The 23786-nt window shown below is 69.1% G+C and carries 22 protein-coding genes; 14 read left to right on the forward strand and 8 right to left on the reverse strand.

The genetic code is table 11. The annotated features are described in order from the left end of the window. Window positions 1-98: 98 nt before the first annotated feature. A complete protein-coding gene (locus tag ACFLIT_RS08620; protein WP_479910812.1) occupies window positions 99-1313 on the forward strand; it encodes an NHL repeat-containing protein in 1215 nt (404 codons plus the stop codon). Between the two features lie 95 nt (window positions 1314-1408). Here ACFLIT_RS08620 and ACFLIT_RS08625 read toward each other — a convergent pair whose 3' ends face one another. After that, a complete protein-coding gene (locus tag ACFLIT_RS08625; protein ID WP_479910813.1) occupies window positions 1409-1810 on the reverse strand; it encodes a group III truncated hemoglobin in 402 nt (133 codons plus the stop codon). A gap of 76 nt (window positions 1811-1886) precedes the next feature. Further along, a complete protein-coding gene (locus tag ACFLIT_RS08630) occupies window positions 1887-2714 on the reverse strand; it encodes a DUF2306 domain-containing protein (protein WP_479910814.1) in 828 nt (275 codons plus the stop codon). A 106-nt stretch (window positions 2715-2820) separates the two neighbouring features. Between ACFLIT_RS08630 and ACFLIT_RS08635 the strand changes: the two genes are divergently transcribed. Beyond that, a complete protein-coding gene (locus ACFLIT_RS08635) occupies window positions 2821-3780 on the forward strand; it encodes a helix-turn-helix domain-containing protein (protein ID WP_479910815.1) in 960 nt (319 codons plus the stop codon). 8 nt (window positions 3781-3788) lie between these two features. Here the strand turns inward: ACFLIT_RS08635 and ACFLIT_RS08640 are convergent, their stop codons facing one another. Further along, window positions 3789-4133 carry a hypothetical protein gene (locus tag ACFLIT_RS08640; RefSeq protein ID WP_479910816.1) on the reverse strand — a complete coding sequence of 115 codons (345 nt, stop codon included), beginning with the start codon at window positions 4131-4133 and terminating at the stop codon, window positions 3789-3791. Between the two features lie 151 nt (window positions 4134-4284). On the opposite strand from ACFLIT_RS08640, the gene ACFLIT_RS08645 reads away from it, so the two are divergent. The 4 genes from ACFLIT_RS08645 to ACFLIT_RS08660 all read left to right on the forward strand — a co-directional run bounded on the left by ACFLIT_RS08645 (window position 4285) and on the right by ACFLIT_RS08660 (window position 8546). Beyond that, window positions 4285-4935: a TetR/AcrR family transcriptional regulator gene (locus ACFLIT_RS08645; RefSeq protein ID WP_479910817.1), complete on the forward strand. Its 651-nt coding sequence runs from the start codon at window positions 4285-4287 to the stop codon at window positions 4933-4935. Between the two features lie 130 nt (window positions 4936-5065). Continuing rightward, window positions 5066-7234, forward strand: a complete 2169-nt coding sequence (locus ACFLIT_RS08650) for a TonB-dependent receptor domain-containing protein (protein ID WP_479910818.1) — start codon at window positions 5066-5068, stop codon at window positions 7232-7234. A gap of 122 nt (window positions 7235-7356) precedes the next feature. After that, complete coding sequence (locus tag ACFLIT_RS08655; RefSeq protein WP_479910819.1) at window positions 7357-8199, forward strand: SDR family NAD(P)-dependent oxidoreductase; 843 nt, start codon at window positions 7357-7359, stop codon at window positions 8197-8199. A 47-nt stretch (window positions 8200-8246) separates the two neighbouring features. Then, window positions 8247-8546, forward strand: a complete 300-nt coding sequence (locus ACFLIT_RS08660) for a hypothetical protein (RefSeq protein WP_479910820.1) — start codon at window positions 8247-8249, stop codon at window positions 8544-8546. An 11-nt stretch (window positions 8547-8557) separates the two neighbouring features. Here the strand turns inward: ACFLIT_RS08660 and ACFLIT_RS08665 are convergent, their stop codons facing one another. After that, complete coding sequence (locus tag ACFLIT_RS08665; RefSeq protein ID WP_479910821.1) at window positions 8558-9520, reverse strand: ABC transporter ATP-binding protein; 963 nt, start codon at window positions 9518-9520, stop codon at window positions 8558-8560. A 120-nt stretch (window positions 9521-9640) separates the two neighbouring features. Here ACFLIT_RS08665 and ACFLIT_RS08670 point away from each other — a divergent pair, with 120 nt between their 5' ends. Next, window positions 9641-9922, forward strand: a complete 282-nt coding sequence (locus ACFLIT_RS08670) for a zinc-finger domain-containing protein (protein WP_479910822.1) — start codon at window positions 9641-9643, stop codon at window positions 9920-9922. A 4-nt stretch (window positions 9923-9926) separates the two neighbouring features. Here ACFLIT_RS08670 and ACFLIT_RS08675 read toward each other — a convergent pair whose 3' ends face one another. Further along, entirely contained in the window at window positions 9927-10301 is a 375-nt protein-coding gene (locus tag ACFLIT_RS08675; protein WP_479910823.1) for a TonB family protein, read from the reverse strand. Between the two features lie 129 nt (window positions 10302-10430). Between ACFLIT_RS08675 and ACFLIT_RS08680 the strand changes: the two genes are divergently transcribed. The 7 genes from ACFLIT_RS08680 (at window position 10431) to ACFLIT_RS08710 (ending at window position 18545) form a co-directional block, all read left to right on the forward strand. Further along, window positions 10431-11513: an energy transducer TonB gene (locus ACFLIT_RS08680; RefSeq protein ID WP_479910824.1), complete on the forward strand. Its 1083-nt coding sequence runs from the start codon at window positions 10431-10433 to the stop codon at window positions 11511-11513. After that, on the forward strand, window positions 11510-11899 hold the full coding sequence (locus ACFLIT_RS08685) for a hypothetical protein (RefSeq protein WP_479910825.1): 390 nt from the start codon (window positions 11510-11512) through the stop codon (window positions 11897-11899). The genes ACFLIT_RS08680 and ACFLIT_RS08685 overlap by 4 nt, the downstream gene beginning before the upstream one ends. A gap of 31 nt (window positions 11900-11930) precedes the next feature. After that, on the forward strand, window positions 11931-14870 hold the full coding sequence (gene polA / locus ACFLIT_RS08690; protein ID WP_479910826.1) for a DNA polymerase I: 2940 nt from the start codon (window positions 11931-11933) through the stop codon (window positions 14868-14870). A 2-nt stretch (window positions 14871-14872) separates the two neighbouring features. Continuing rightward, window positions 14873-15955, forward strand: coding sequence for a GSCFA domain-containing protein (locus ACFLIT_RS08695; RefSeq protein ID WP_479910827.1), 1083 nt, complete (start codon window positions 14873-14875; stop codon window positions 15953-15955). Window positions 15956-15999: 44 nt separating this feature from the next. Next, window positions 16000-16230 (forward strand): hypothetical protein, encoded by a 231-nt coding sequence (locus tag ACFLIT_RS08700; protein WP_479910828.1) that lies wholly within the window; start codon window positions 16000-16002, stop codon window positions 16228-16230. 126 nt (window positions 16231-16356) lie between these two features. Then, a complete protein-coding gene (locus ACFLIT_RS08705; RefSeq protein WP_479910829.1) occupies window positions 16357-17988 on the forward strand; it encodes an L-lactate permease in 1632 nt (543 codons plus the stop codon). Window positions 17989-18140: 152 nt separating this feature from the next. Then, entirely contained in the window at window positions 18141-18545 is a 405-nt protein-coding gene (locus ACFLIT_RS08710; RefSeq protein ID WP_479910830.1) for a hypothetical protein, read from the forward strand. Between the two features lie 266 nt (window positions 18546-18811). On the opposite strand, the gene ACFLIT_RS08715 is transcribed toward ACFLIT_RS08710, so the two are convergent. From ACFLIT_RS08715 to ACFLIT_RS08725, 3 genes are all read right to left on the reverse strand, one after another. Beyond that, complete coding sequence (locus ACFLIT_RS08715; RefSeq protein ID WP_479910831.1) at window positions 18812-19849, reverse strand: glucokinase; 1038 nt, start codon at window positions 19847-19849, stop codon at window positions 18812-18814. A 124-nt stretch (window positions 19850-19973) separates the two neighbouring features. After that, window positions 19974-22826, reverse strand: coding sequence for a DUF7133 domain-containing protein (locus ACFLIT_RS08720; RefSeq protein WP_479910832.1), 2853 nt, complete (start codon window positions 22824-22826; stop codon window positions 19974-19976). Window positions 22827-22916: 90 nt separating this feature from the next. Further along, window positions 22917-23672 (reverse strand): FadR/GntR family transcriptional regulator, encoded by a 756-nt coding sequence (locus tag ACFLIT_RS08725; protein WP_479910833.1) that lies wholly within the window; start codon window positions 23670-23672, stop codon window positions 22917-22919. Window positions 23673-23786 lie beyond the last annotated feature (114 nt).

A 23786-nucleotide genomic window follows, 5' to 3' on the forward strand; every position in this document is an offset into this window, starting at 1 on the left:
GGCCTTGTCGCTCAGTGTGTGAGCGACGGTCCGCCAAATTGGGCTGGACAATACCGGTTCCAACGCCATGTTGGCCGGACAAAAGAGGGAGGCACCCAGTGCTTAAGATCGAACGCGGAATCGCGTGTCTGCTGACCACCGCCGCCGTCGCGGCCTTCGGCATCGCCACGGCGAGCTTCGCGCAACCCCCGGCGGGCGGCGCCCCCGGCGGCCCCGGCGCTCGCCCGGCTTACGACTACAACAAGTCCGACCGCACGCCTGAGGACAAGGCGCTGCAAAATCCCTTCGCCTCGAACAACGGCTGGTATGAAATGCCGGCCGGCCGCTACATCGGCGGCATCAGCGGCATCGAGATCGACAAGAAGGACGGCAAGTCCCTGTGGATCTTCGAGCGTTGCGGCGGCCGCGACATGTGCGTGGGCAACCACGTCGACCCGATCATCCACTTCGCGCCGGACGGCAAGATCCTGAAGATGTTCGGCAAGGACCAGATCGCCTATCCGCACGGCCTCCATGTCGACAGCGACAACAATGTCTGGGTCACCGACCTGCAGTCGAACATGGACCCGGCCGCCCGCCGCGGTCGCCCGATCCCGAGCCAAGACGGCGTCGCCCCGACCAAGAAGCTGGGCGCGACGGTCACCAAGTTCAGCCCGGACGGCAAGATCCTGCTGCAACTGGGTACGCCCGGCGAATACGGCAATGACGAGAAGCACTTCAGCCAGCCGTCGGACGTGATCACCGACAAGGACGGCAACATCTACGTCGCCGACGGCCATGACAGCCAGCCGTCGAACGACCGGGTGGTGAAGTTCGACAAGAACGGCAAGTTCATCAAGGAATGGAAGGCCTGCAAGTCGACCGACAAGGCGCAAATGGACTGCAGCCACGCCCTGGCCTTCGACAGCAAGGGCCAACTCTACCTGGGCAACCGCGCCAACGACAGCGTCGATGTCTATACGACCGACGGCGTCTACGTGAAGAGCTATACCAACTGGGGCAAGCCCTCGGGCATCTTCATCGACGACAAGGACAACATGTACGTCTCCGACAGCCAGTCGGGCACGGGCAACAACATGAAGTTCGTCAAGGGCGTTCGCATCGGCAGCCTGGCTGAAGGCAAGCCGAAGTGGTACGCGCCCGATCCCCTCGGCAACATGGCCCCGTGGTCGGGCGGCAGCACGCTGTCCCCCGAAGGCGTGACCGCCGACAAGGACGGCATCATGTACACCAGCCACGTGACCCCCGGCGGGATCACGAAGTGGACCATCAGCAAGACGATGAAGCCCTTCCCCTATACCCCGGGCCAATAAGGTTCAGGCGCGTCGCCGCTCGTCGGCGACGCTTCGACCCAGACCTGGAAATCCCCGTCCGCCTCGCGCGGGCGGGGATTTTCTTTGCCCGCCCCTCAGGCGCCGTCGGGGATGCGGTAGAACATCGCCAGCTTGAAGCTCTCGGCGATCATCCCGGCGCGGGCCTGCATGGCGCCGGCCGCGGCGGGCGGCAGCAGCTCCGAGGTCGTCTGGCGCCACAGATCCAGCCAACGGTCGAACATGGCCGGGGTGATGACGTCCCTGTGCTTGAGGTGCGCCGGCATGGGGCGGCCGTGATAGCGCCCGGTGCGCAGCATCACCGACGACCAGAAGGCGGCGATCTTGCCGAGGTGCTCGTCCCAGTCGTCGATGGCGGCGTTGAACACCGGCCCGACCACATCGTCGGCGCGGCAGCGTGCGTAGAAGCGGTCGACGACGGCGGCGATCATCGCCTCATCGAGGCGCAGGGGGTCGGCGGGGTCGGCGGTCAGGGTCATCGTCGCCTCATGTCGGTGACCGGCGAGGCTGGCGCAATGGGGCGAAAGCGCCTTGCGCCGGATCAAGCCGCGAGGCTCAGAACATGTACGGCCCCCACATGAAGACAATGGCGCCCACGGTTCCCAGCGCGGTCACCGTCGTTGACAGCAACATTACGCCGAAAATCGCCCACCGCATCGCGGGCCGCGCGCTGCCTTGCGCCCGGAACCACAGCTCCAGCACGGCGAGCGGCACGAGGTAGGCGCCGAACTGCAGCACGATGTCCACGGGGCCGGAGAGGGTGTTGTTCATCCCCGCGCGACCACCCGCGCCCAGCATCCAGGCCATCATGCCGATACGCAGGAACCAGACGCCGTTGACCACGAGGAAGGCGCGCAGGGCCCAACGGCGGTGCGCCGCGAAGTCCCGCCGCAGGGCGAGGCGCCAGGCAAGCGTCGCGAAGACCACGATCAGGACGCCGTTCAACGACACGGCGACGGCGGAGATCAGCGACAGGTAGGTGTGGCGCATCCAGGTCAGCCACAGGCCGCCGAACGCCATGAGGCAGGCGACGACGAAGAACAACCGACCGTTCCAGCGATGCAGCGCGGGCAGGCGTCGGCGCAGGCTCGGGATCAGCTGCAGCAGGCCGCCGACGGTGACCACCGTCGCCAGCAGAACATGAGCGGCGAACACGGCGTTGCCCAGGCCGTCGCCCGGTACGTAACCCTTGATGATCGGCTTGTCGTTCCAGCCGGCGAAGTCGCCGACCAGGGTCCGCCGGCCATAGTGGGCCAGGATCATCCAGACGAACGCGGCCTGTCCCAGGACGGCGGCCAGGAACCAGGCGAGGCCCGAGCGTCGGAGGCTAAGCCGACCGGACGGGGACAGGCCGCCGTCCGTTGCAGGGATCGATGTCGTCACGTCTTTGCTCCTTGGCTCGCGAGGGACGACCAAGGCATTGTGGCGTGGTGAGCCGCCGTCTCGCCGATTTGGAAATCGGCGAGGGTTTTCGAAGGAGTCCTCCGCGATGCGCGCGTCCATCGCCGCGCCGGGCCTGCCGCTCTACGGCCTGCTGTTCGCCGTCGCCGTGGCGGCCTTCTGCGTGGAGCGGCTGCTCGGCGCCCGCCTCGGCCTGACCGCCGATGTGCTGGCGGTGGCGGGCGACGCCACCTGCGGATGGTCGTGGCTGCTGGTGCGCGCGCTCTTCAGGCCGCCGTCGGCGCCACGTTCGCCATGGCCGCTCCTGCTGGTTCTGGCGCTGGTGATCGCGGGCGCCGTGCTGCGACTGTCGGGCGACGGCATGACGGCCCCGCCGCGCATGGTCGACAATCTGGCCGGCCTGCTCAGTTCCACCCTGTTGCTGCTGGCCGCCATCGAACCCCTGCGAGGTCTGCGACGCGACCTGCCCGACGCCGAGCGCCGGTTTCGCATCGCCTTCGCCGTCGGCTACGCCGCCATCCTCGTGGTGGCCGTGGTCTGGGTGAACGGCGCGCCCGCGGGCGCCTTCGCGCAAGAGCATGGCTCGGCGATCAAGGCGACCTGCGCCGGTCTCGCGCTCGCCGGCATGGCCCTGGCCTTGGTCTACCGCGCCCGCCATCCTCTGGTCGAACCGGTCAAATCGGTTCGCCGCGCCTTGCCCATCGAGGCCGGCGACCTGGGCCGGCGCCTTCTGGACCTGCTGGCCGACGAGGCGGTTTTCGGCCGGCCCGACCTGCGGATCGCCGATGTCGCCCGGCGCCTGGGCGAGCCCGAACATCGCGTCAGCCAGGCCATCACCGGCGCGCTCGGGTTCCGCAACTTCAACCACCTGGCCAACCACTTTCGGGTGGAGGAGGCGAAGCGGCGGCTCGGCGATGCCGCGCTCGACCGCCTACCGATCCTGACCATCGCCTATGACTGCGGTTTCGCCTCGATCGGCCCGTTCAACCGCGCCTTCAAGGCCGAGACCGGCATGACGCCGATGCAGTTCCGTCGGGCGCGGCGATAGGCGGCGGCTCAGCCGGCGGCCAGCTTGGCGAAGTCGGCGTCGATGGCCGCGAGCACGGCGTCGGTGATCATGTCCGACGCGTATTGCTGCACCTCTTTCAAGCTCATGAAGCGGCCTTGGTCGAGGTCCGGATTGGAGACCAGCGCCGGCAGATGCTTTTGCAGCACCGCCTTGGCGGCCGCATTGTCGAGAATGTCGCCGATGGTCGTCTGGCCGGTCCTGAACTTCGCCGCGGCGGCGGCGCCCGGCAAGGTGGCCGGGTCGGCGGCGGCGGGCGCGCCCGGCGTCTGGGCGTGCGCCGCGAGCGGCGGGGCGAGCAGGCTCAGGGCGATGACGATGGCGGCGGCGCGCATGATGTTTCCTCCCAGGAATGCGTCGACGCGACCCTGCCTTCGTCGCCGAACATCGGTCAAGAATAATCGAACGGTCGCGTTCGATTATAACGAACATTGCCGGTTACGGCTCGGTTCGCCATGGTCGGAGCGTTGTCGCGTCGAGGACCTTGTGCCGACCCGTTCCGCCCCCGCCCGACCCGCCGGCCGCGCCGGACGCCCGACCGCCGCGCGGGCCGAGGCCATCAACCTGGCCATCCTGGCGGCGGCCAAGGATCTGTTCTTCACCGTCGGCTTCAGCGCCACGCTGATGGAGGCGGTGGCCGCCGCCGCCGGCGTTTCCAAGGGCGCGCTTTACGCCCGTTATCAGACCAAGGAGGCTTTGCTGCGGGCCGTGGTCGCCGATCGCCTAGCGGTATGGTCGGAAGAGGCGAGGGCTCGCGAGGGCCCCCTGCCCGACGACCCGCGCGCCCGGCTGGCCCTCCTGGCCTGGAGCCTGCAGCGCTCCCTGGCGTCCGACGAGATCCAGGCCTTCACCCGCATCCTGACCCAGGGGACCGAGGTCGGCGGACAGCTGATGCGGGATGTCTACGACGGCGGCTACATGGCGGGCGTCCGGAGCCTTCGCGATGCGATCCTCTACGCCGCCGAGGGCGCGCCGACGCCGCCCCGCGACGCCGAGCGGGTGGCGGAGATGTTGATGGCGATGATGATCGGCTGGCGCCAGGCGACCGGCCTCGTTCGTCCCATCAGCGACGCCGAGGCCAAGGCCTATGCCGAGCACGCCGTCGACGTCGTGCTCGGCGGCCGCATGGCTTGGTGAAGCGCCAAGCGTGGTCGGATCCTTGAGGTCGTTCACCGCATAAGGGTGAACGAGCGCCCAACTTCCGTCACACCGGAAATGGGATAACGTCGGTCAAGCTTCGCAGCGCGAGGTTCCCGGGGGAGGATACGTGCAGTCCGGTCTGCGTCTGGCCCTCGCCGCCGCGCTCTTCGGCCTTGCCGCCGAGGCGAAGGCTCAAACGCCCAAGGAGGAGCCGTCGAAGCCGCCTCCGCCGAGCGACGCCGTCGAGGGCGTGACCGTCACCAGCGAGGCCCAGGCGGGATTTCGCAGCGCCATCGACCGGCGCAGCTACAGCATCGCCAACGACCTGACCGCCGCCACGGGATCGGTCGGCGACGCCCTGCGCAACGTGCCCTCGGTGGAGGTCAGCCCGGACGGGGTCGTCTCGCTGCGCGGCAGCGTCAATGTCCGCATCCTGATCGACGGCAAGCCGTCCGGCCTGCTCAGCGGCCCCAACGCAGCGCTGGCCCTGCAGTCGATGCCGGCGGATTCCATCGAACGCGTGGAGGTGATCACCAACCCCGGCGCCGATCTTTCGCCCGAGGGCGGGGCCGGTGTCATCAACCTGATCAGCAAGACCAGCCGCAAGATCGGCAGCTCGGGCGGCGCGCGCGCCTATGTCGGGCCGAGCGGGCGCGGCATCGTCGGCTTCAATGCCAGCCGTAACGAAGGCAAGCTGACCCTCAGCCTCGACGCCTCGGCCCGGCGGCGAGACCCGGCGGGCGCCAACGGCGGGTCACAGATCGAACGCTTCGACGACGCCGACGCCCTGATGAGTAGACGCGAGGTGTTTCAGAACAACGTCGGCCAAGTGAACTCCGGCGCCGCGCGGGCCGCCGCCAGCTACCAGATCGACCCACGCACCACGCTGAGCGGCGAAGCCCGCTACAATGGCGTCGACTACGACCGGCGCACCTTCCAGCATGTCGACACTCGTGCACCGGACGGGGCGGCGATCGACAACTTCGACGTGCTGCAGCCGTTCGGCGGCGAGATCGTCACCAACGCCCAGCAGGCGACGCTGCGGCGCAACCTCGGCGCCGAGGGGCGAACCTTTACCCTCGACGTCTCGCGCGACCAGACCGACCATACCGAATACCGCAGCCAGCGACAGGCCGGTTTCGCGCTCGACGACGTTTCCGACTCTCGAGCCGTGCTCACTCAGCTGAAGGCCGATCTGGTGCGTCCGATCCCCTCGACGGGAGCCGAATTCAAGGCCGGCTACGCCCTGCGCGTCGACGACAATCGCTACCTGGTCCTCGGCCGCACCGGCGCGTCCGGCGACGCGCTGCATCCCGACCCGGCGTTCAGCAACCGCTTCGTCTTCAACCAGACCATCCACGCCGCCTATGCGTCCTACCAGCGGCCGTTCGGGGACTGGACCGTGCTGGGCGGCCTGCGCTGGGAGGACGTCGACCTCGACTACGGCCCCACCCGCGAGGCGCTGAGCCAGAGCTATGCGAAGCTCTATCCGTCGCTCCACCTGACCTATGCCCTGACCGAGCGCCAGCGCCTGTCGTTCAGCTATTCCAAGCGCGTGGAGCGGCCGCAGCCGCTCGATTTCAACTCCTTCGTGGTGACGGGTGGCGTCGATCTGTTTTCGGGCAGCGCCGACCTGAAACCGCAGTTCACCGACAGCTTCGAGGCCGGCTGGCAGTACAGGCGCGACCAGACCTATTACCTGGCGACCCTGTTTCATCGCGACAGCCGCAATGCGGTGGCCACCTACACGGAGCGCCTGCCGGACGGCCGCCTCTACAATCGCAGAGCCAATTTCGCCGACACCCTGGCGACGGGGCTGGAGTTGTCGGCCAACGGCAAGCTGACGAAAAGCCTGACCTACAGCCTCTCGAGCACCTGGGTATGGACCCAGATCGACGCGCGCCTCGCAGACCTCACCGGCGCGCCCGGCGCCGATCAGCATCGTTCGGGCGGCGCCCTCGGGGGCCGCGTGGCGCTCACCTGGCAACCGACGCCGAAGGACACCCTGCAGATCAACACCCAGGTGACCGCGCCGCGCCTCACCGTGCAGGGCGAGAGTCTGGTCACCGGCCTGGCGTCCCTGGGCTATCGCCACAAGTTCGGGGACAATCTGGCGGGCTTCGTCAATGTGCAGGACGTGTTCAACACCTCGCGTTTCGGCTCGCGGATCGACACGCCGGCTCTGCGGACGCGCACCGAGTTCGAGATCGACAGCCGCGCCGTCTGGCTGGGCCTGGTCTGGACGTTCAGCAAGGGCTCGGCCCCCAAGCCGCGCGAACCCGGCTTCGAATTCTGAAGCGCCTCATCCAGGCGGCGATTTGCTGAGCGCCGCCCATCGCGGCGCTGAGCGCGGCGCCGGTCACGGACCGGCCTCCCATCCTTTAGACTGCGACCGCCCCGCAATGCAGGAGACGCCGCATGGCCGCCGCCCCTAACTCGATCTTCGCGCCCGGGAAGGTCGCCGTCGTCACCGGCGCCGCCAGCGGCATCGGCCGCGCCGCCGCGGAACGCCTCGCCGAACTGGGGATGAAGCTGGTGCTGTTCGACCGCGACGAGGCGGCGCTGGCCGCCGTCGCGCAGCAGGTCGGCGGCGGGGCGCGCTGGATGGCGGGCGACGTCAGCCGCTACGAAGACATGGAAAGCTTGAGGGATCTCGCCTACGACGCCTTCGGCGAAGTCGCCCTGGTGATGAACAACGCGGCCATCGGTGGGCAGGGCAGCGACAACTGGACGGGCCTCGACGCCTGGCGTCGCATCCTGGAGATCAACCTCTGGGGCGTGATCCATGGGGTGCACGCCTTCGCCCCGGCCCTGCTGGCCCAGGACGCGCCGGCCGCCATCGTCAACACCGGCTCCAAGCAGGGCATCACCAATCCGCCCGGGGTCCCCGCCTACGGTGTCTCGAAGGCGGCGGTGAAGACCCTGACCGAGCAGCTGGCCCACGGCCTGCGCGAGGCGGGCGGCGAGGTGACCGCTCACCTGCTGATCCCCGGCTGGACCCACACGGCCATGACCGGCTCCGGCGAGAAGCCAGCGGGGGCCTGGTCGGCGGCCCAGGTGGTCGAGGCGATGATCGAGGGCGTGAGCGCCGGCGACTTCTACATCCTCTGCCCGGACAACCAAGTAACCCCCGAGCTGGACAAGGCGCGCATCCGCTGGAGCGCCGGGGACCTGATCGAAAACCGCCCCGCCCTCTCGCGCTGGGACCCGGCGTGGAAGGATCGCTTCGAGGCGTTCATCGCGCGCGAGACCGCAGGCTGAACCGTAGCGCACGCCCCGCGTTTTGCTGAAGAACGCAGGAGTTTGCGATGCACAATCCGCTCGAAGACGAAGCCGCTCTCGAAACCGTCCTGGCCTTTCTCGACGCGCCTCCGCTGGAGGGCTCCGAAGAGGATCGCCTGTTCGGCCGGCTGCTTCGACAGGTGAACGAGGCCGTGGCCGCGCCGGAAGAGACGAACCTGACCATCTCGGGCGACCTGCAGCGCCGCCTCGTCGACCTTGAGCGCCAGCGCGGAGTGCTTGAGCGCCGCAGCGCGCCCTTCCTGCCCTTCGGCGAGCATCCGGACGGCATCGGCCCGACGGTGGGCATCCAGACGCCGCACGGCTAGGCGAAGTTTGCTCAGTCCCTCAGCGGATCCTTGGCCTCGGCCGAGCCGTAGGTCAGGGCGAGAAACACGTCCTCCAGGTCGGGATCCTCGGTGGCGATGTCCTTGATGTGCAGGCCCTGGCCGCGCACGGCGGCGAGCACCTGCTCCACGCTGGATTGGCCGGTGCGGTAGGTGACCGCGAAGGCGCCCGAGGCGCGTAGCCGGGTCTCGAACCCGGCCAGCGTCGGCGCGGCCGTCACCGGCTCGGCCGGAGTGACCACCACATTGCGGGTGTCGAGGCGGGTGAGCAGCTGGCCGGTCGGCTCGCAGGCCACCACCTCGCCGCGATTGATGATGGCGATCTGGTCGCAGAGCTCCTGCGCCTCTTCGAGGTAGTGGGTGGTCAGGACGATGGTCACGCCCTGGTCGTTGAGCCCAGTGACGTACTGCCAGAGCTGGCGACGCAGCTCGACGTCGACTCCGGCGGTCGGCTCGTCGAGAATCAGCACCGGGGGCTGGTGCACCATGGCCTTGGCGACCATCAGGCGCCGCTTCATGCCGCCGGAGAGGGCGCGGACATAGGCGTTGGCCTTGTCGGACAGGCCGAGGGCGGCCAGCAGGGCGTCGGTGCGCCGCTGGTCCTTCGGCACGCCGTAAAGCCCGGCCTGCACCTCCAGCGACTCGCGCGGGGTGAAGAAGACGTCGGCGGCCAGCTCCTGCGGCACCACCCCGATGGCGGCGCGGGCGTCGCGCGGGCGCAGGTCGATGTCGCGGCCCCAGAGGCGCACCGTGCCCCGCGTCTTGCGGGTCAGGCCGGCCAGGATGTTGATGAAGGTCGACTTGCCCGCGCCATTGGGGCCCAGCAGGCCGAAGATCGAGCCGCGCGGCACCCTCAGGTCGATGCCGTTGAGGGCCAGCTTGGCGGGCGTGCCCTTGCCGGGCGGGTATTCCTTGACCAGCCCCTCGGCCTCGATGGCGAACTCAGGAAGCTCCATGCGCGAAACGGCCTTGCAGAAGGTGCGGGAGGATTTGACGCGAAGCGTCGCTGCGCCCTAGGTATGCGCGCGCGGGCCGTTCGCCAAGGCGGCCCCGCGATGCATGAGGAAATCCCGTCGATGGCGCGTAAGGCCAAGCCGATCCCCGACACCCGCGCGACCCAGCGCGAGCCCGTGGCGGACGCCGTGCCGCCGGGCGAGATCATCGTCGTGAAATCGCACCGCATCGCCTGCGACGGCGTCGGCGGCGCGCTGGGCCACCCGCGCGTGTGGCTGGAGATGGGCGGCGCCGACTTCGTCGAATGCCCCTACTGCGACCGCCGCTTCGTCGCCGCCAGTCACGAGGCGCACGAGAATGAACGGCTGGCCCCGGGCGTGTACGAAGGCCCGGGCGGGCACTGAGGAGCTAGATCGCCGTCGCCTGGTCGGGCGTGGAGAACACCACCGGCAGGCGGGTGCGGCCGCCCGCCGTCGGTCGGCCGCCGAGCATCTTGGGCTCCATGCGGTACTTGCCGGCGACCGCCAGGGCGGCCTGGCCGAAGCCGTAGCCGCGCGGGGTCTCGGAGACCACGAGGCAGGCCTTCAGATAGCCGTCGAGGCCGATCTCGCAGTCGAGGACCGCCGTGCCGCCGAGATGCGCCGCCAGGGCGCGGGGCGGATAGACGCGGCGCAGATCCTCCGCCGTCGGGGCGCCCCGCCAGGCCGAAAACGACGACATCTGCGCCGACGCGGCGCCGGGCGCGGCGAGGAGCAGGGCAAGGGCGAGAGCGAGGCGGCGCATCAGGTGGAAGTTCACCTACCACCGTGGCTACACCGGGGCGAACGCCCCGACCACCGGGCATCGAAGCCCGTCGACAACTTCGCCGTATGATTGCACCTTGTTATCGGAGCAATAGACGCGGGGCGCACCGTGCGGGGACTCTTTGCTATCGCAGCCGCGACCCTGCTCGCGACGGCCGCCCTGGCCCAGCCCGCGCCGGATGGGGCGGCGTCGCGCGAGCTTGTCGGCAAGGTCGTCTTCACCCGCAAACCCACGGGCGAGGAGATCTCGGCCAAACGGCCGGAACGGGTGGTGAAGGAACCGGTCGCCGGCGGGGCCATGCTCGACTGCCGGGCGACCGCCGGCGGCGGCCTGACCGATTGCAAGGTCGCCAGCGAAGCGCCCCTCGACTACGGCTTCGGGGCCGCCGCCCTGCGGCTGGCGGACCAGTACCGCGTGGCCGCCATGACCGACGCCGGCGAGGCGACCGCCGGCGCCCGCATCCGCGTGCCGGTGACCTTCAACGCCGCCCGGGTCGGCGGGGCGATGAACCTGATGGCCTATCCGATCTGGGTGCAGGCGCCGAGCCTGGAGCAGGTCGAGGCCGCCTATCCGGGCGCCACGGCCAGGGGGGCCGCCGGCAAGGCGGTGGTGCGCTGCGCCTTCGACATCGAGGGTCGCACCACCGACTGCGAGGTGCTTTCGCAGACCCCGGCCGAACGCGGCTTCGGCGCCGCAGCCCTGGCCCTGGCCGACGACTTCGTGGTGCTGCACACCGAAGACGACGCGGCGCTCTTGCCGGCGGTGATCGCCGACATCCCCATCGCCTTCCGCAAGCCCGAGGCCTCGCTTGGCAAGCTGCCCGACCCGCAGTGGCTGACCGAGGTCTCCGCTGCCGGGGCGGACGCATTCTTCCCGGTCGCCGCCCGCGAGGAGGCGGTCCGAAGCGGGCTTGGAACGGTCGACTGTCTGGTCAGCAAACAGGGTCAGATGACCGATTGCCGTGTCGCACGCGAACAGCCGGCGGACCTTGGATTCGGCGACGCCGCCATCCAGGTGGCGCAGCAGATGCGGATCAATACCTGGAGCCAGGACGGCCGAACCTACGCAGGGCGCCGTCTCACCGTTCCGATCCGCCTGAGGCTGGTCAATCCGAACGACCCCATGAGAGACCGACGCTTCACGCCGTCCTTCGGCTGGAAGGTCCCGGATGTGGCGGCGGGGCGTCGATGACGCGACACGCGACACGCGACGGTTATTTACTGCTCATCGCCCTCCTCGGCCTAAGCGCTGCGGCGGCCGTCTCGCCCGCCTCGGGGCAGAGCCGACGCCCCGAGGCCTCGCCCTGGATCGCCACCCCGACGTCCGAAGAGCTTCGAGCCTGCTCGCCGGGCGGGGCGGAGCCGCCGAAGGGGCGGGCGGTGGCGATGTGCAGGGTGGGGCCGCGCGGCAAGCTGGAGGACTGCACCTACGACCGCGTGGTCGGCGGGGCGCCGATGCGCGCCTGGGCGATGTGCGCCATCGCCGGGTTCACGGCCAAGCCGGAATTTCGCGGGCGGACGGTGGAAGTCCCGGTCGAACCCATCGACGAGATCGTCGAGGCGCCGATCCCGGGCTGACGGCGGCGGCGCGCGCCCCTATCTTGCCGCCATGACCGACACGCTCGCGCCCGAAGCCGCCCCGGAAACCCCCGCCGAGGACCGCCCCCTGACCCAGGACGGGCCGGCGATCCGGCTGTGGCTGATCGACGCCAGCGCCTACATCTTCCGCGCCTATCACGCCCTGCCGGCGCTGACCCGCAAGAGCGACGGCCTGCCGGTGGGCGCGGTGCAGGGCTACTGCAACATGCTGTGGAAGCTGCTGCAGGACATGAAGGGCGAAGGCGGGCCGACCCACCTGGCGGCGATCTTCGACCACTCCGAGAAGACGTTCCGCAACGAGCTCTACGATCAGTACAAGGCCCACCGCCCGCCGCCGCCGGAAGACCTGATCCCGCAGTTCGCCCTGGTGCGCCAGGCCACCGCCGCCTTCGGCGTGCACTGCGTGGAACTGCCCGGCTACGAGGCCGACGACCTGATCGCCACCTACGCCTGCAAGACCCGCGACCTCGGCGGCGAGGCGGTGATCGTCTCGTCCGACAAGGACCTGATGCAGCTGATCGGCGACGGCGTCGTGATGTACGACCCGATGAAGGACAAGCGGCTCGAGCACGAGGCGGTGGTCGAGAAGTTCGGCGTCGGCCCCGACAAGGTGGTCGACGTCCAGGCCCTGATCGGCGACTCGGTCGACAACGTGCCCGGCGCCCCCGGCATCGGGGTGAAGACGGCCAGCGCCCTGATCCTGGAATACGGCGACCTCGACACGCTTCTCGCCCGCGCCGGCGAGATCAAGCAGGAGAAGCGGCGCCAGACACTGATCGACTTCAAGGACCAGATCCTGCTGTCGCGCGAGCTGGTGAAGCTGACCTGCGACGCTCCGGCCCCGGAGCCGATCGACGACTTCGCGGTGAAGGATCCGGACCCGGACACCCTGCGCGCCTTCCTCGACGAGATGGAGTTCCGCACGCTGGCCCGCCGGGTGGGCGACGGCAAGGGCGCGCCGCCGGTCGAAGGGGCTCCGGCCCGCAAGGCTCGCGCCGCCATTCCCAGCGCCCCGGCCATGACCCCGCGCTACGCCAGCGGCGGGTTGGCGGCCGAGGCCCAGGCCTTCGACACCAGCGCCTACGCCTGCGTGCAGACGCTGGAGGAACTGGACCGCTGGATCGTCCGGGCGACCGAGGCGGGCGTCGTCGGCTTCGACACCGAGACCGACGCCCTTTCGGCCACCCACGCGGGCCTGTGCGGGGTGTCGCTGGCCGTGGGGCCGAACCAGGCCTGCTATGTGCCGCTGACCCATGAGCACGAACCCGTGGCCGGGGCCGGCGACGGCGGCTTCGACTTCGGCGGCGACGACGCGCCGCCCGCCAAGCCGCCCATCGAACAGATCGACAAGGCCACGGCGCTGGAGCGGCTGAAGACCCTGCTGGAGAATCCGGCGGTGCTGAAGGTCGGCCAGAACATCAAGTACGACATCGCGGTGATGGCCCAGCGCGGCGTCCGCGTGGCGCCGGTCGACGACACCATGCTGATCTCCTACGTGCTGGAGGGCGGGCTTCACGGCCACGGCATGGACGAGCTGGCCAGGCTGCACCTCGGCCACGAGCCGATCGCCTTCAAGAGCGTGACCGGCGCGGGCAAGAAGCAGATCAGCTTCAGGCACGTCGAACTGCCCGCCGCGACCTGCTACGCCGCCGAGGACGCCGACGTCACCCTGCGGCTGTGGCATATCCTCAAGCCCCGCCTCGCCGCCGAGGGCCTGCTGACGGTCTACGAAACCCTGGAGCGTCATCTGCCGGCCGTGCTGGCCGACATGGAGATCGAGGGCGTGCGGGTCGATCCCGAGCGTCTGCGCCGCCTCTCCACCGAGTTCGGCATCCAGATGGTCGACCTTGAAGCCAAGGCCCACCAGCTGGCCGGGCGCCCGTTCAACCTGGGCTCGCCGCGTCAGATCGGCGACATCCTGTTCGGCGAGATGGGCCTGCCCGGCGGCAAGAAGACCGCCACCGGCCAGTGGGGCACCGACGCCTCGATGCTGGAGGAGCTGGCCCTCACCCACGAGCTGCCGCGCACCATGCTCGACTGGCGCCAGCTGTCGAAGCTGAAGGGCACCTACACCGACGCCCTGATCGCGGCGATGGATCCCGACACCAACCGCGTCCACACCTCCTACCAGATGGCGGCGGCGACCACGGGGCGCCTCGCCTCGTCCGATCCCAACCTGCAGAACATCCCGATCCGCACCGAGACCGGCCGCCAGATCCGCCAGGCCTTCATCGCCAAGCCCGGCCATGTGCTGGTCAGCGCCGACTACAGCCAGATCGAACTGCGTCTGCTGGCCCATATCGGCGACATCCCGCAGCTGAAGCGCGCCTTCTCGGAGGGCGTCGACATTCACGCCTCGACGGCGTCGGAGATGTTCGGCGTGCCGGTCGAGGGCATGCCGGCCGAGACCCGCCGTCGGGCCAAGGCGATCAACTTCGGCATCGTCTACGGCATCAGCGCCTTCGGCCTGGCCAACCAGTTGGGCATCGAGCAGTCCGAGGCCGGGGCCTACATCAAGACCTACTTCGAGCGCTTCCCGGGCATCCGCGACTACATGGACCGCACCAAGTCGTTCGCGCGCGAGAACGGCTATGTGACCACCATCTTCGGCCGCAAGATCCACATTCCGGCGGTGCAGGGCAAAAGCCCGGCCGAGCGGGCGTTCGGCGACCGGGCGGCGATCAACGCGCCGATCCAGGGGGCGGCGGCGGACATCATCCGTCGCGCCATGATCCGCATGCCGGCGGCCCTGGCCGAGGCGAACCTGACCGGTCGCATGCTGCTGCAGGTGCACGACGAACTGGTGTTCGAATGCCCGGCCGAGGAGGCCGAGGCCTTCCGCAAGCTGGTCAGCCGGGTGATGGAGCGGGCGGCCGAGCCGGCGGTGGCGCTCAGCGTGCCGCTGTCCGTCGAGGCGCGCGCGGCCGGCAACTGGGACGAGGCCCACTGATCGTGAAGGCGCCACTCGGCAAGTTCCTGAGTTTCCTGCCGCGCGGCAAGATGGCCTACGAGCAGGACGGCAAGACCCGCCAGCACTCGGCGAGCTTCTTTCGCGGGGAGCACACCAACTTCCACCCACGCGACGTCTCGCTGAAGCTCGAGGGCTTCATCGCGGATTATGTGATGCGCGGCCTCGCGCCGCCGGAGCCCTTCCTCGGCAAGGACGACAGCGTCGCCGCCTTCGGCTCCTGCTTCGCCTACCACCTGTCGAACTATCTGTTCGAGCGGGGCTTCAACGTCTCCACCCGGCAGAAGAACGTCGCCTACATCACCCGCATGGGCGACGGCATCGTCAACACCCACGCCATCCGCCAGCAGTTCGAATGGGCCTGGCTGGGGCGCGAGCCGACCCAGGCCCTGTGGCACGGCTATGACAGGACCGCGCTGGGCTATGACGATGACGTGCGCGAGGCGACGCGCGAACTGTTCGACGCGGCGCACACCTTCATCATCACGCTCGGCCTTTCCGAGGTCTGGTACGACGAACCGACCGGCGAAGTCTTCTGGCGGGCGGTGCCGGCCGACGCCTACGACGCCTCGCGCCACAAGTTCGGCGTGGCCGGCTTCACCGAGAACCTGGAGAACCTGCGCGCCATCCACGCCCTGATTCGGGCGCGGCGGCCGGGCGCGCGCATCGTCTTCACCCTGTCGCCGATCCCGCTGACGGCGACCTTCCGACCGATCCCCGCCATCGTGGCCGACGCGGAATCGAAGGCCATACTGAAGACGGCGCTCGGCGAGCTGATGCGCACCGCCGACGATCCGCGCCTGCACTATTTCCCGAGCTACGAGATCGTCACCAGGCTGTTCAACCACCCCTACATCAACGACCGCACCCACGTGCACGCCCACGTCGCCGACCTGAACATGGCGATCTTCGAGCGCTACTACTGCACGACGGGGATGACCGACGCGGCCCTCTTCCAGCGCTGGCGCGCCGCCGCCGATCTCGACGCCGCCATCGGCCGCGAGGGTCATGACGCCGCGCCCGACGCCAACTTCAAGGACGTCAGGCGTCACCACGCCGCCAATTGAGCCAAGCCGCGCCTGGCGCGTTCTCCTCGTCGGAGGAGAACGCCATGACCGAGGCCCCGATCGGCGCGCCCGCGCCGCAGCCCGACACCGAACGCCACCCTCGAACGAAGGTCACCCGCCTGCCCTATGTGGCGGTCGTCCTGATCGCCCTGGCGGTCGTGGCGATCTTCGGCGTCCTCACCCTGCGCGAACGGCAGACCTACAGCCAGGAAGTGGTCGGCCTGCAGGTGACCCCGCCCGCCCAGCCGCAGATGGCCCCGACCACCGCACGGTAGCTGTGCGATCTGCGCACCTTGACACTTCAGGGGGCGCCACGGCTCATTCCCCGAGATTTGACGGGCCGCCAAGGCCTGCGGGCCGCGTGAGCGGTCGCCGCCGAAAAGCGGAAACGGGAGTGGGCGATGTTTCACCAGGTGCTGACGCCGATCGGCGACAATCTTCTGCTGTCTTTTCTGGTCGCCTGCATTCCGATCGCGGTGGTGTTGGTGCTGATGGGGGTGGTCAAGCGGCCGGCCTGGCAGGCCTCGCTGGCCGGCCTCGTCGTCGCCTTCCTGGTCGCGATCACCGCATGGCGGATGCCGGTGGGGATGGCCGCCGAGAGCACCCTGGCCGGGGCTGTCTTCGCCCTCTGGCCGGTGATGTGGATCGTGTTCAACGCCCTGGTGCTGTTCAACATCGCGGTGATGTCCGGCCGGTTCGACGCCTTCCGCCGCTGGACCCTGGCCTATATTCCCAACGATCGCCGCGTGGTGCTGATCGTGATCGGCTTCTGCTTCGGCGCCCTGCTGGAGGGCGTATCCGGCTTCGGCACCCCGGTGGCGATCACCGGCGCCCTGCTGATCGCCGTCGGCTTCAAGCCGCTGGACGCCATCGTCTACACCCTGATGTTCAACACCGCCCCGGTGGCCTTCGGGGCCCTGGGCGCGCCGGTGACCACCCTCGGCTCCGTCACCGGCCTCGACAGCCATGTGCTGGGCTCGATGATCGGCCGCCAGCTGCCCTTCATCGCCGTGCTGCTGCCGTTCTACGCCATCGGCCTCTACGCCGGCTGGCGCTCGATCAAGGCCATGTGGCCGCTGCTGCTGGTCGCCGGCGGCTCCTTCGCCCTGGGCCAGTTCGTCACGTCAAACTACCTGGGCTATGAGCTGACCGACGTCGGATCGGCCATGGCGTCGCTGATCGCCACCGTCGCCTTCCTGAAGGTCTGGAAACCGGCGGAAGACCCGGCGTTCGCCCTCGATCTCGAGACCGCCGCCCAGACCACGCTCAGCGAAGGCGGCATCACCATCCCGCCGTCGAGCACGCCGATGTGGCAGGGCTGGGCGCCGTGGGTGATCATCTCCGCCACGGTCATCGTCTGGACCACCTTCAAGGTGAACCTGCTCGGCGAGCAGAAGATTCCCTGGGAGGGCCTGCACAACCAGGTGTTCATCACCCTCTACGGCAAGCCCTACGCCGCGGTATGGAGCTTCCAGCCCCTGGCCACGGGCACGGCCATCCTGCTGGCCGCCGTCGCCACCGCCCTGTTCTGCGGGGTCGGACCGAAGGGCTACTTCAAGGCAGTGGGCGCCACCTGGAAGCAGATGCGCATCGCCACCCTGACGGTCGCGATCATCGTCGGCATGGCCTATCTGATGAACTACTCGGGCCTGGCCTATACGCTGGGCCTCGGCGTCGCCTCCGTGGGGATCTTCTTCCCCCTGGTCTCGGCCTTCCTCGGCTGGCTGGCGGTGTTCCTCTCGGGCAGCGACACCTCGGGCAACGCCCTCTTCGGCAATCTGCAGGTGGTGGCGGCCAACCAGTTGAACCTCAACCCGGTGCTGATGGCGGCGACCAATTCCTCGGGCGGCGTCATGGGCAAGATGATCTCGCCGCAGAACATCGCCACCGGCTGCGCCACCTCGGGCCTCAAGGGACGCGAGGGCGAGGTCTTCGCCCGCACCTTCATCCACTCGATCATCCTAGCCCTGTTCCTGGGCGTGATCGTGCTGATCCAGCAGTACCTGACGCCGTGGATGATCCCGCCGCATTAGCGCAAAAACTACTATTGTAATTTAATTTTACGTACGTAGTCTTCCAGGGCGGACGGCGCGGGGCCGCCGCCGGCGTGGAGGCGGCGATGCGGAATGCGGCGGCAAGCGAACAGCCTTCCCGCGCGCGGCGCGCGATCGCGGCCATAGCCTCGTTGGCGGCCGGCGCCGCGGTGGTCGCCACCGTTCCCGCCGCCCTCGGCACGGCCACCTGGCTGCGGGTGCGTGAACTGCAGAAGCAGTGGACGATCGACGGTCCGCCCTGCCCCACCCTGTCCGTGTTCGACCCGAACATCGGGCCGATGAAAGGAACCTTCCCGTACCTCGACGCCACCTACAGCTACGGTCGCGCCCAGGTCTATTGCGCCGACGTTCCGAAGTCGGGCGTGCTGGCGTCCGGGACCTATCAGATCTGCCAGTTCAACAATCCCGGCGTCGTACAGGTCGAGACGAGCCGGGGCGTCAGCGTCTTCGGCCCGATGCGCGGTCACCGCGCCACCGTCTCCGTGCGGGACGGCGCGGCCAGCTGCATCGTCGGCGGCTGGTTCGACGGCCACTGAGCCGGCGCGTTCCAAGCGCCCCTCGACACACGCCGACATACGATTCCCGCCGCCTGACCAATTCCGACAATTCGGCGAAGCGCCGCCGTTACGACCGGCTCCTAGAACGGAGATCGTCAGAACAAGCTGACGAACCAACCGCAAGGACCACGCCGATGACCCCGATCAACACCTTCATCCTGAACGCCGCCAGCGCCATGGGCTCGACCACGATCACGGCCCTGCTGGCCCTGACCACCGTCGCCTCGGTCGCCCGCTTCTTCTGATCAGATGACCTCGACAGGCACGGGAACGACGCGCCGGCTCTCGTTCTCAAGCCTCATGTCGGATCGGAAGGCCGATCCGTTTCGCCGAAACTCCGTCGCCTTGAACAGGGTCGACAGGCCCAGCAATCCCACCTCGGGCATGGACACCAGGTGCAGCGGAATGTCGGCCACATAGCTTTGCATGCGCCCCTTGTCCTCGAACCGGGCGCGTAGCAGTTCGCGGTCGAACAGGGCGGGGTGCGCGCTCATGAGTTCGCTGCAGATATAGACCCCGCCACGGGCGCCGATGGTCAGGGCGAGGTTGCCGGCGACGTCGCCGGTCCAGCCGGTGAACAGGCGCAGGGCTTCCAACGCCACATCGTCGCCGCCGGCGGCGGAGGCCAGGATGGCGTCGACCGTCGGCAGGTGGGGCCGTCCCCGGAGGTCCGCCACGGCGGCTTGCAGATTGAGGAGCCCCGGCTCGCTGACCACCTCGTCCGCCGAGATGCGGCCCAGGGCCTTGCGCATGACGGAAAGCACTTCGGCCTCGTGATCGTTGGTCGCCGCGATCAGCACATGCCCGCCTTCGCCGGGCAGGGCGACCCAGTCGCCGCTGCTGTCGGGCGCCAGGGTGCTGACGCCGCAGCCGCGACGCCAGGGCCCGACGACGCCCATGGGCATGTCGTGCTGGGCGACGCCCCGTCCGACCTTTTCGATATCGCGGGCGGCGAGATGCGGCACGGCCAGGGCGCAGGCGGTGAAGTCGTTGACCAGATGGACCCGGGTGGTGCCGAGCACCTTGCGAAGATGCGGCCGGCCGATCTGCATGTCGGCATGGGTCAGGCGGATGACGTCGTCCTGCACCGGGCCGGCGGCGCAGAACGCCGCCGCCGCCAGAGAAGGCCGCCCGGCGTCATCCATGAAGGCCTCAAGGCGCGCGTCGAGCTCCTCGACCGAGGCGCAATTCCAGATCACCGCCGCATCCGGTCGTGCGCCCGGAGACGCCAGCGTCAGGCGCATCCGCGAGCCATCGACCTCGCCCAGCAGAATCTTCGACATGCCCTTCCCTCTCGTTCGCGCGGCCTATCCCGCATAGGTTGATACACGCCACAGTTGCATGCTCAAGGCGATCAAGAGATTAACGCGGCCGCGACCGATCGGCGCACCTCACGGCCGCTCCGGATCAGGCCGTCGGCTTATCGAACAGCTTCAGATAGCGCATGCCCCACGGCATGCCGTCGCTGGCCGCCGCGGTCGTGGTGATCTTCACGAACCTGGCCGGCGTGGGGGTGAAGATCAGGCTGTTGTACATGCTGGTCGCCTGGCCTTCCCTGATGGTCTTCCAGGTCGTTCCGTCGGTCGAGACCTCCAGCTTGTAGCCCCGCGGCGAGAACACCCCGCGCGGCGGACGCTGGCCGGGAGGCAGCGGCGGGGCGCCGACGGACCGGATGCCCGAGCCGACCAGGGCCTGATAGTCGATGCCCGTGAGGTTGACCGTCTTCGGCAGCTCCACCTGGAACCACATGCCCGGCTTCTGAACCTCGCCGGTGGTCCAGCCTTCCAGGGTCAGGGCCGCCTCGGGGTGGCCCGTGGAGCCGATCACCACCGGCTTGTTGTGGCTGGCCGTCACCTTCCAACTCTTGTCGACCGGCAGCAACCGCGCCTGCACGGCCTTCAGCTGGGCGTCGGTGTAGGGCTGGGTGCGCGAGGCTTCCTGGGCGCGGATCTGGGCGACCATTTCCGGCGTCACCATGGTGGCGTTGTTGGCCATGCCGTTGCGCAGGTAGGAGGCCACCGCCGCGATCCATTCGTCGTTCTCGGCACGCTGCGGCACCATGGCGCCGGCGGCGTAGGAACGGCCGTCGATCGGGTCGGTCAGGCCGCTGAGCAGCACGCGAAGCACGTGCTCGGGGCTGCTCTGGCCGATGCGGGCGCTGCCGGCCAGGGCCGGAGCCATCAGGCCGCCGGCGCCGTCGGGGCCGCCCTGACCGTCGTGGCCGTGGCACTCGCCGCAGCTGTCGGCGAAGATCTGCGCGCCCTTCTCCAGCATGGCCACCTCGGCCGCGGTGCGGATCGGCGGGTTGTCGCCGCCGCCGTCGCCCAGACCGACCACCGAGACCGGCGGGCTGATGATGCGGTTGGCGATCAGCTGAATACCCTTGGTCTGCCTGGCCGCCATGGTCGTCTTGGCGACCGCCACGGCGTCGGGATGCTTGACGTACTGCAGGGTCAGCAGCGCCTGGATGGCGACATCGTTGCTCTGGTCGCCCGCCAGGCGCTTGAAGTCGTCGCCGAGGGTCTGGTCGCCGCCCTTGTAGACGATCTCGCCCAGGCGCAGACCCTGGGCCCGCAGCTTCGGATCGGCGTTATTGATGAAGCCCCGCACGGTCGCCGCGTCGAGGGCGCCGAGGCCCTCCAGCGTCCAGGCCGCGTGGATGCGGGCCAGCGGGTTCCTGTCGGAGGCGGCCATGGTCTTCAGGGCCGGGACGACCGACTTGTCCTGACGCAGAACCAGCTGCTGCTGGGCGGTGTCGCGCCACCAGCCGTTCGGATGGCTGAGGAAGCCGACCAGTTTGGCCGAGCTGTCCTGGAACATCGTCGGCTTGGTCTTGTCGCGCTCCATGCCGTTGTAGGTCAGCCGCCAGATCCGCCCCATGCCGATGGCGGTGTCGAGCTTGTACTGCTCGATCTTGGCGCGCAGGTACGAGCCCGGCTGGGTCCACTGCGCCTCCTGGATGATGCCGTGGTACATGTCGACGATGTAGATGGTGCCGTCCGGCGCGGTCTTGGTGTCGACGGGACGGAACAGCGGGTCCATCGAGCGGATGAACTCGGACTTCTGAGCCTGGTAGGGATTGGCGACGCGGGTCAGGCCGCCGTCGTCCACCGCCTTGGTGCGACGAAACACCCGGGCCACCACCTCGCCGTAGAAGTAGTCGCCCTTCAGCTCGGCCGGCAGGCGGTCTCCGCGATAGATGTTGGCCCCGGCGCCGGCGGTGGCGGCGTTGAGCGTGCCGTCGCTGGCGCGCACCCAGCTGGTGCCGCCCTGCATGTCGCCCAGGCCGATCGGCGCGCCCCACGGCGTGCGGAAGCCCGGCATCAGCGGGTCGGGCGTGGCGACGTTGCCGTACAGCACCGGGAACTGGAAGTAGCTGGGCAGGCCGCTGGCGCCGCCCTGGAACCAGACCTTGCCGTAGTCGTCCTGGGTGACGCCCCAGGCGCCGTTATTGGCCCCGACCGTCTCCTTCTGCGCCCCTTTCGGAGTCCAGCGCACGCGGATCGAGTTGTAGGTCGAGTACATCCAGTTATCGAGCGCCCAGGTCAGGCCCGCTTCCTGGTGCTCGACGTTGCCCGAGCGGCCGAGGCCGGTGACGAAGAGCTCCTTCTTGTCGGAGACGCCGTCGCCGTTGGTGTCGGTGAAGAGGAAGGTGTCGTCGGAGTTCGGCTCCTTGGCCAGCACCTGGCCGTCGCCGAGCGGCGTGACGAAACGGGGGAAGATCAGATTGTCGATGAAGACCGTGCCGGTCTCGTAGACGCCGTCGCCGTCCTTATCCTCCCAGCGCGAGATGCGGTTGCGCGGCGTCAGCTCGTCCTTGGCGTCGGCGTTGAGCATGTAGGTGCGCAGTTCCAGCACATACATCCGGCCGTTGGCGTCGAAGGCGATCTGGCCGGGGCTTTCGATCTGCGGGTCGGTGAGCACGGGCGTAAGGGCGTAGCCGGGCTGCAGCTGGAACAGAGCCTGCTCCTCGGCCGGGCGCCGGTGCGGCACCGGCGGCTTGGGCGACAGGTCGACGCCCTCCAGCGAGAACGGACCGCCCGTGCCGAGCGAGGCGGGAGCGCCCTCCTCCATGGTGGTGGCCATGCCGAGCGGCGAGCCCAGCGGCGCCGACTGGGCCGAACTCACGCCCGCATTGGGGTTCTGCACCAAGCCGGCGGCCGGCGTCTGCGCCTGGGCCGAATAGAGGGTCACCCCGACCAGGGCGACCGCGGCGACGCCCGCCAGGGCCGAGCGGGAGAAAAACGCCGTACGTTTCATGCCGGTTGTCTCTGTTCTTACGCCGACGGCGCGCGCCGTGGGCCGGTCCCTAATGCCCCTTCAATAACTCGGACAAATAGGCCGATCAACTCACGGAGTGAGGGCGTATCCCGGCAGGTTCAGCGACATCTCGGTGTCGCGCAGGGCGCTGAGGATCAGGTCGGTCATGCAGGCGCGGGCCCTGTCGGCCGAACCTTCGGCGATGGCGTCGAACACCGCGTAGTGCGGCGGCATGGAGTCCGGCGGCAGGGCGTTGCGCCGCCCCTTGAAGATGGTCGTCCAGCTCACCGCCGCCGAGATCGTCCCCGCCAGGGCCATGAGCGGCGCGTTGCGGGCCGCCTCGAGGATGAGATGATGGAAGGTCTGGTCGGCCATCCGCCCCTCGGCTGTGCCGACCCCCAGCCGGGCCATGGCGTCTAGGGCCGCGCGCATCCGCGCCAGCTCCGCCTCGGTCCGACGCTCGGCCGCATAGCCGGCCGCCGCCGGCTCGATGACCAGCCGCAGTTCAAACAGGTCGCGGATGAAGTCCTGGCTGGGCTCGAACTCGAACATCCAGCCGAGCACCTCGGGATCGAGCAGATTCCAGCGCGAGCGCGGGTTCACCTGGGTGCCGGCCTTCGGCTTGCTGGACACCAGCCCCTTGGCCGAGAGGATGCGGATCGCCTCGCGATAGGCCCCGCGCGAGACCTTCAGCTGCTCGCTCGCCGAAATCTCGTCGGCCAGCACGTCGCCGGGCCGATAGCGACCGGAGACGATGGCCACGCCCAGATCATGGGCGATCGAGCCGTGGATGCGGCGCGAAGCGGCCTTGGGGAGCCCTTCCGATGCTGCGATCGCGTCGTTCAATGCGGGTCCCGCTCCGCTTCACCCGCCTTAGGCCTAGGCCGAGCCTGCCGCGGTGTCGAGCATTCGCGCCGAGCGCCGCCCCCCAGCGATCAGATCGCGAACGATCCGCAAGTT

This window comes from Caulobacter sp. HJHS_5 (assembly GCF_056683955.1).

Excerpts from the sequence above, each read along its gene's own strand:
- ACFLIT_RS08685 (WP_479910825.1), top strand. The coding sequence starts at position 11,510 with ATGACGCGACACGCGACACGCGACGGTTATTTACTGCTCATCGCCCTC.
- ACFLIT_RS08665 (WP_479910821.1), bottom strand. The coding sequence starts at position 9,520 with ATGGAGCTTCCTGAGTTCGCCATCGAGGCCGAGGGGCTGGTCAAGGAA.
- ACFLIT_RS08640 (WP_479910816.1), bottom strand. The coding sequence starts at position 4,133 with ATGCGCGCCGCCGCCATCGTCATCGCCCTGAGCCTGCTCGCCCCGCCG.
- ACFLIT_RS08655 (WP_479910819.1), top strand. The coding sequence starts at position 7,357 with ATGGCCGCCGCCCCTAACTCGATCTTCGCGCCCGGGAAGGTCGCCGTC.
- ACFLIT_RS08675 (WP_479910823.1), bottom strand. The coding sequence starts at position 10,301 with ATGCGCCGCCTCGCTCTCGCCCTTGCCCTGCTCCTCGCCGCGCCCGGC.
- ACFLIT_RS08705 (WP_479910829.1), top strand. The coding sequence starts at position 16,357 with ATGTTTCACCAGGTGCTGACGCCGATCGGCGACAATCTTCTGCTGTCT.
- ACFLIT_RS08715 (WP_479910831.1), bottom strand. The coding sequence starts at position 19,849 with ATGTCGAAGATTCTGCTGGGCGAGGTCGATGGCTCGCGGATGCGCCTG.
- ACFLIT_RS08700 (WP_479910828.1), top strand. The coding sequence starts at position 16,000 with ATGACCGAGGCCCCGATCGGCGCGCCCGCGCCGCAGCCCGACACCGAA.
- ACFLIT_RS08670 (WP_479910822.1), top strand. The coding sequence starts at position 9,641 with ATGGCGCGTAAGGCCAAGCCGATCCCCGACACCCGCGCGACCCAGCGC.
- ACFLIT_RS08635 (WP_479910815.1), top strand. The coding sequence starts at position 2,821 with ATGCGCGCGTCCATCGCCGCGCCGGGCCTGCCGCTCTACGGCCTGCTG.
- ACFLIT_RS08625 (WP_479910813.1), bottom strand. The coding sequence starts at position 1,810 with ATGACCCTGACCGCCGACCCCGCCGACCCCCTGCGCCTCGATGAGGCG.
- ACFLIT_RS08720 (WP_479910832.1), bottom strand. The coding sequence starts at position 22,826 with ATGAAACGTACGGCGTTTTTCTCCCGCTCGGCCCTGGCGGGCGTCGCC.
- polA (WP_479910826.1), top strand. The coding sequence starts at position 11,931 with ATGACCGACACGCTCGCGCCCGAAGCCGCCCCGGAAACCCCCGCCGAG.
- ACFLIT_RS08660 (WP_479910820.1), top strand. The coding sequence starts at position 8,247 with ATGCACAATCCGCTCGAAGACGAAGCCGCTCTCGAAACCGTCCTGGCC.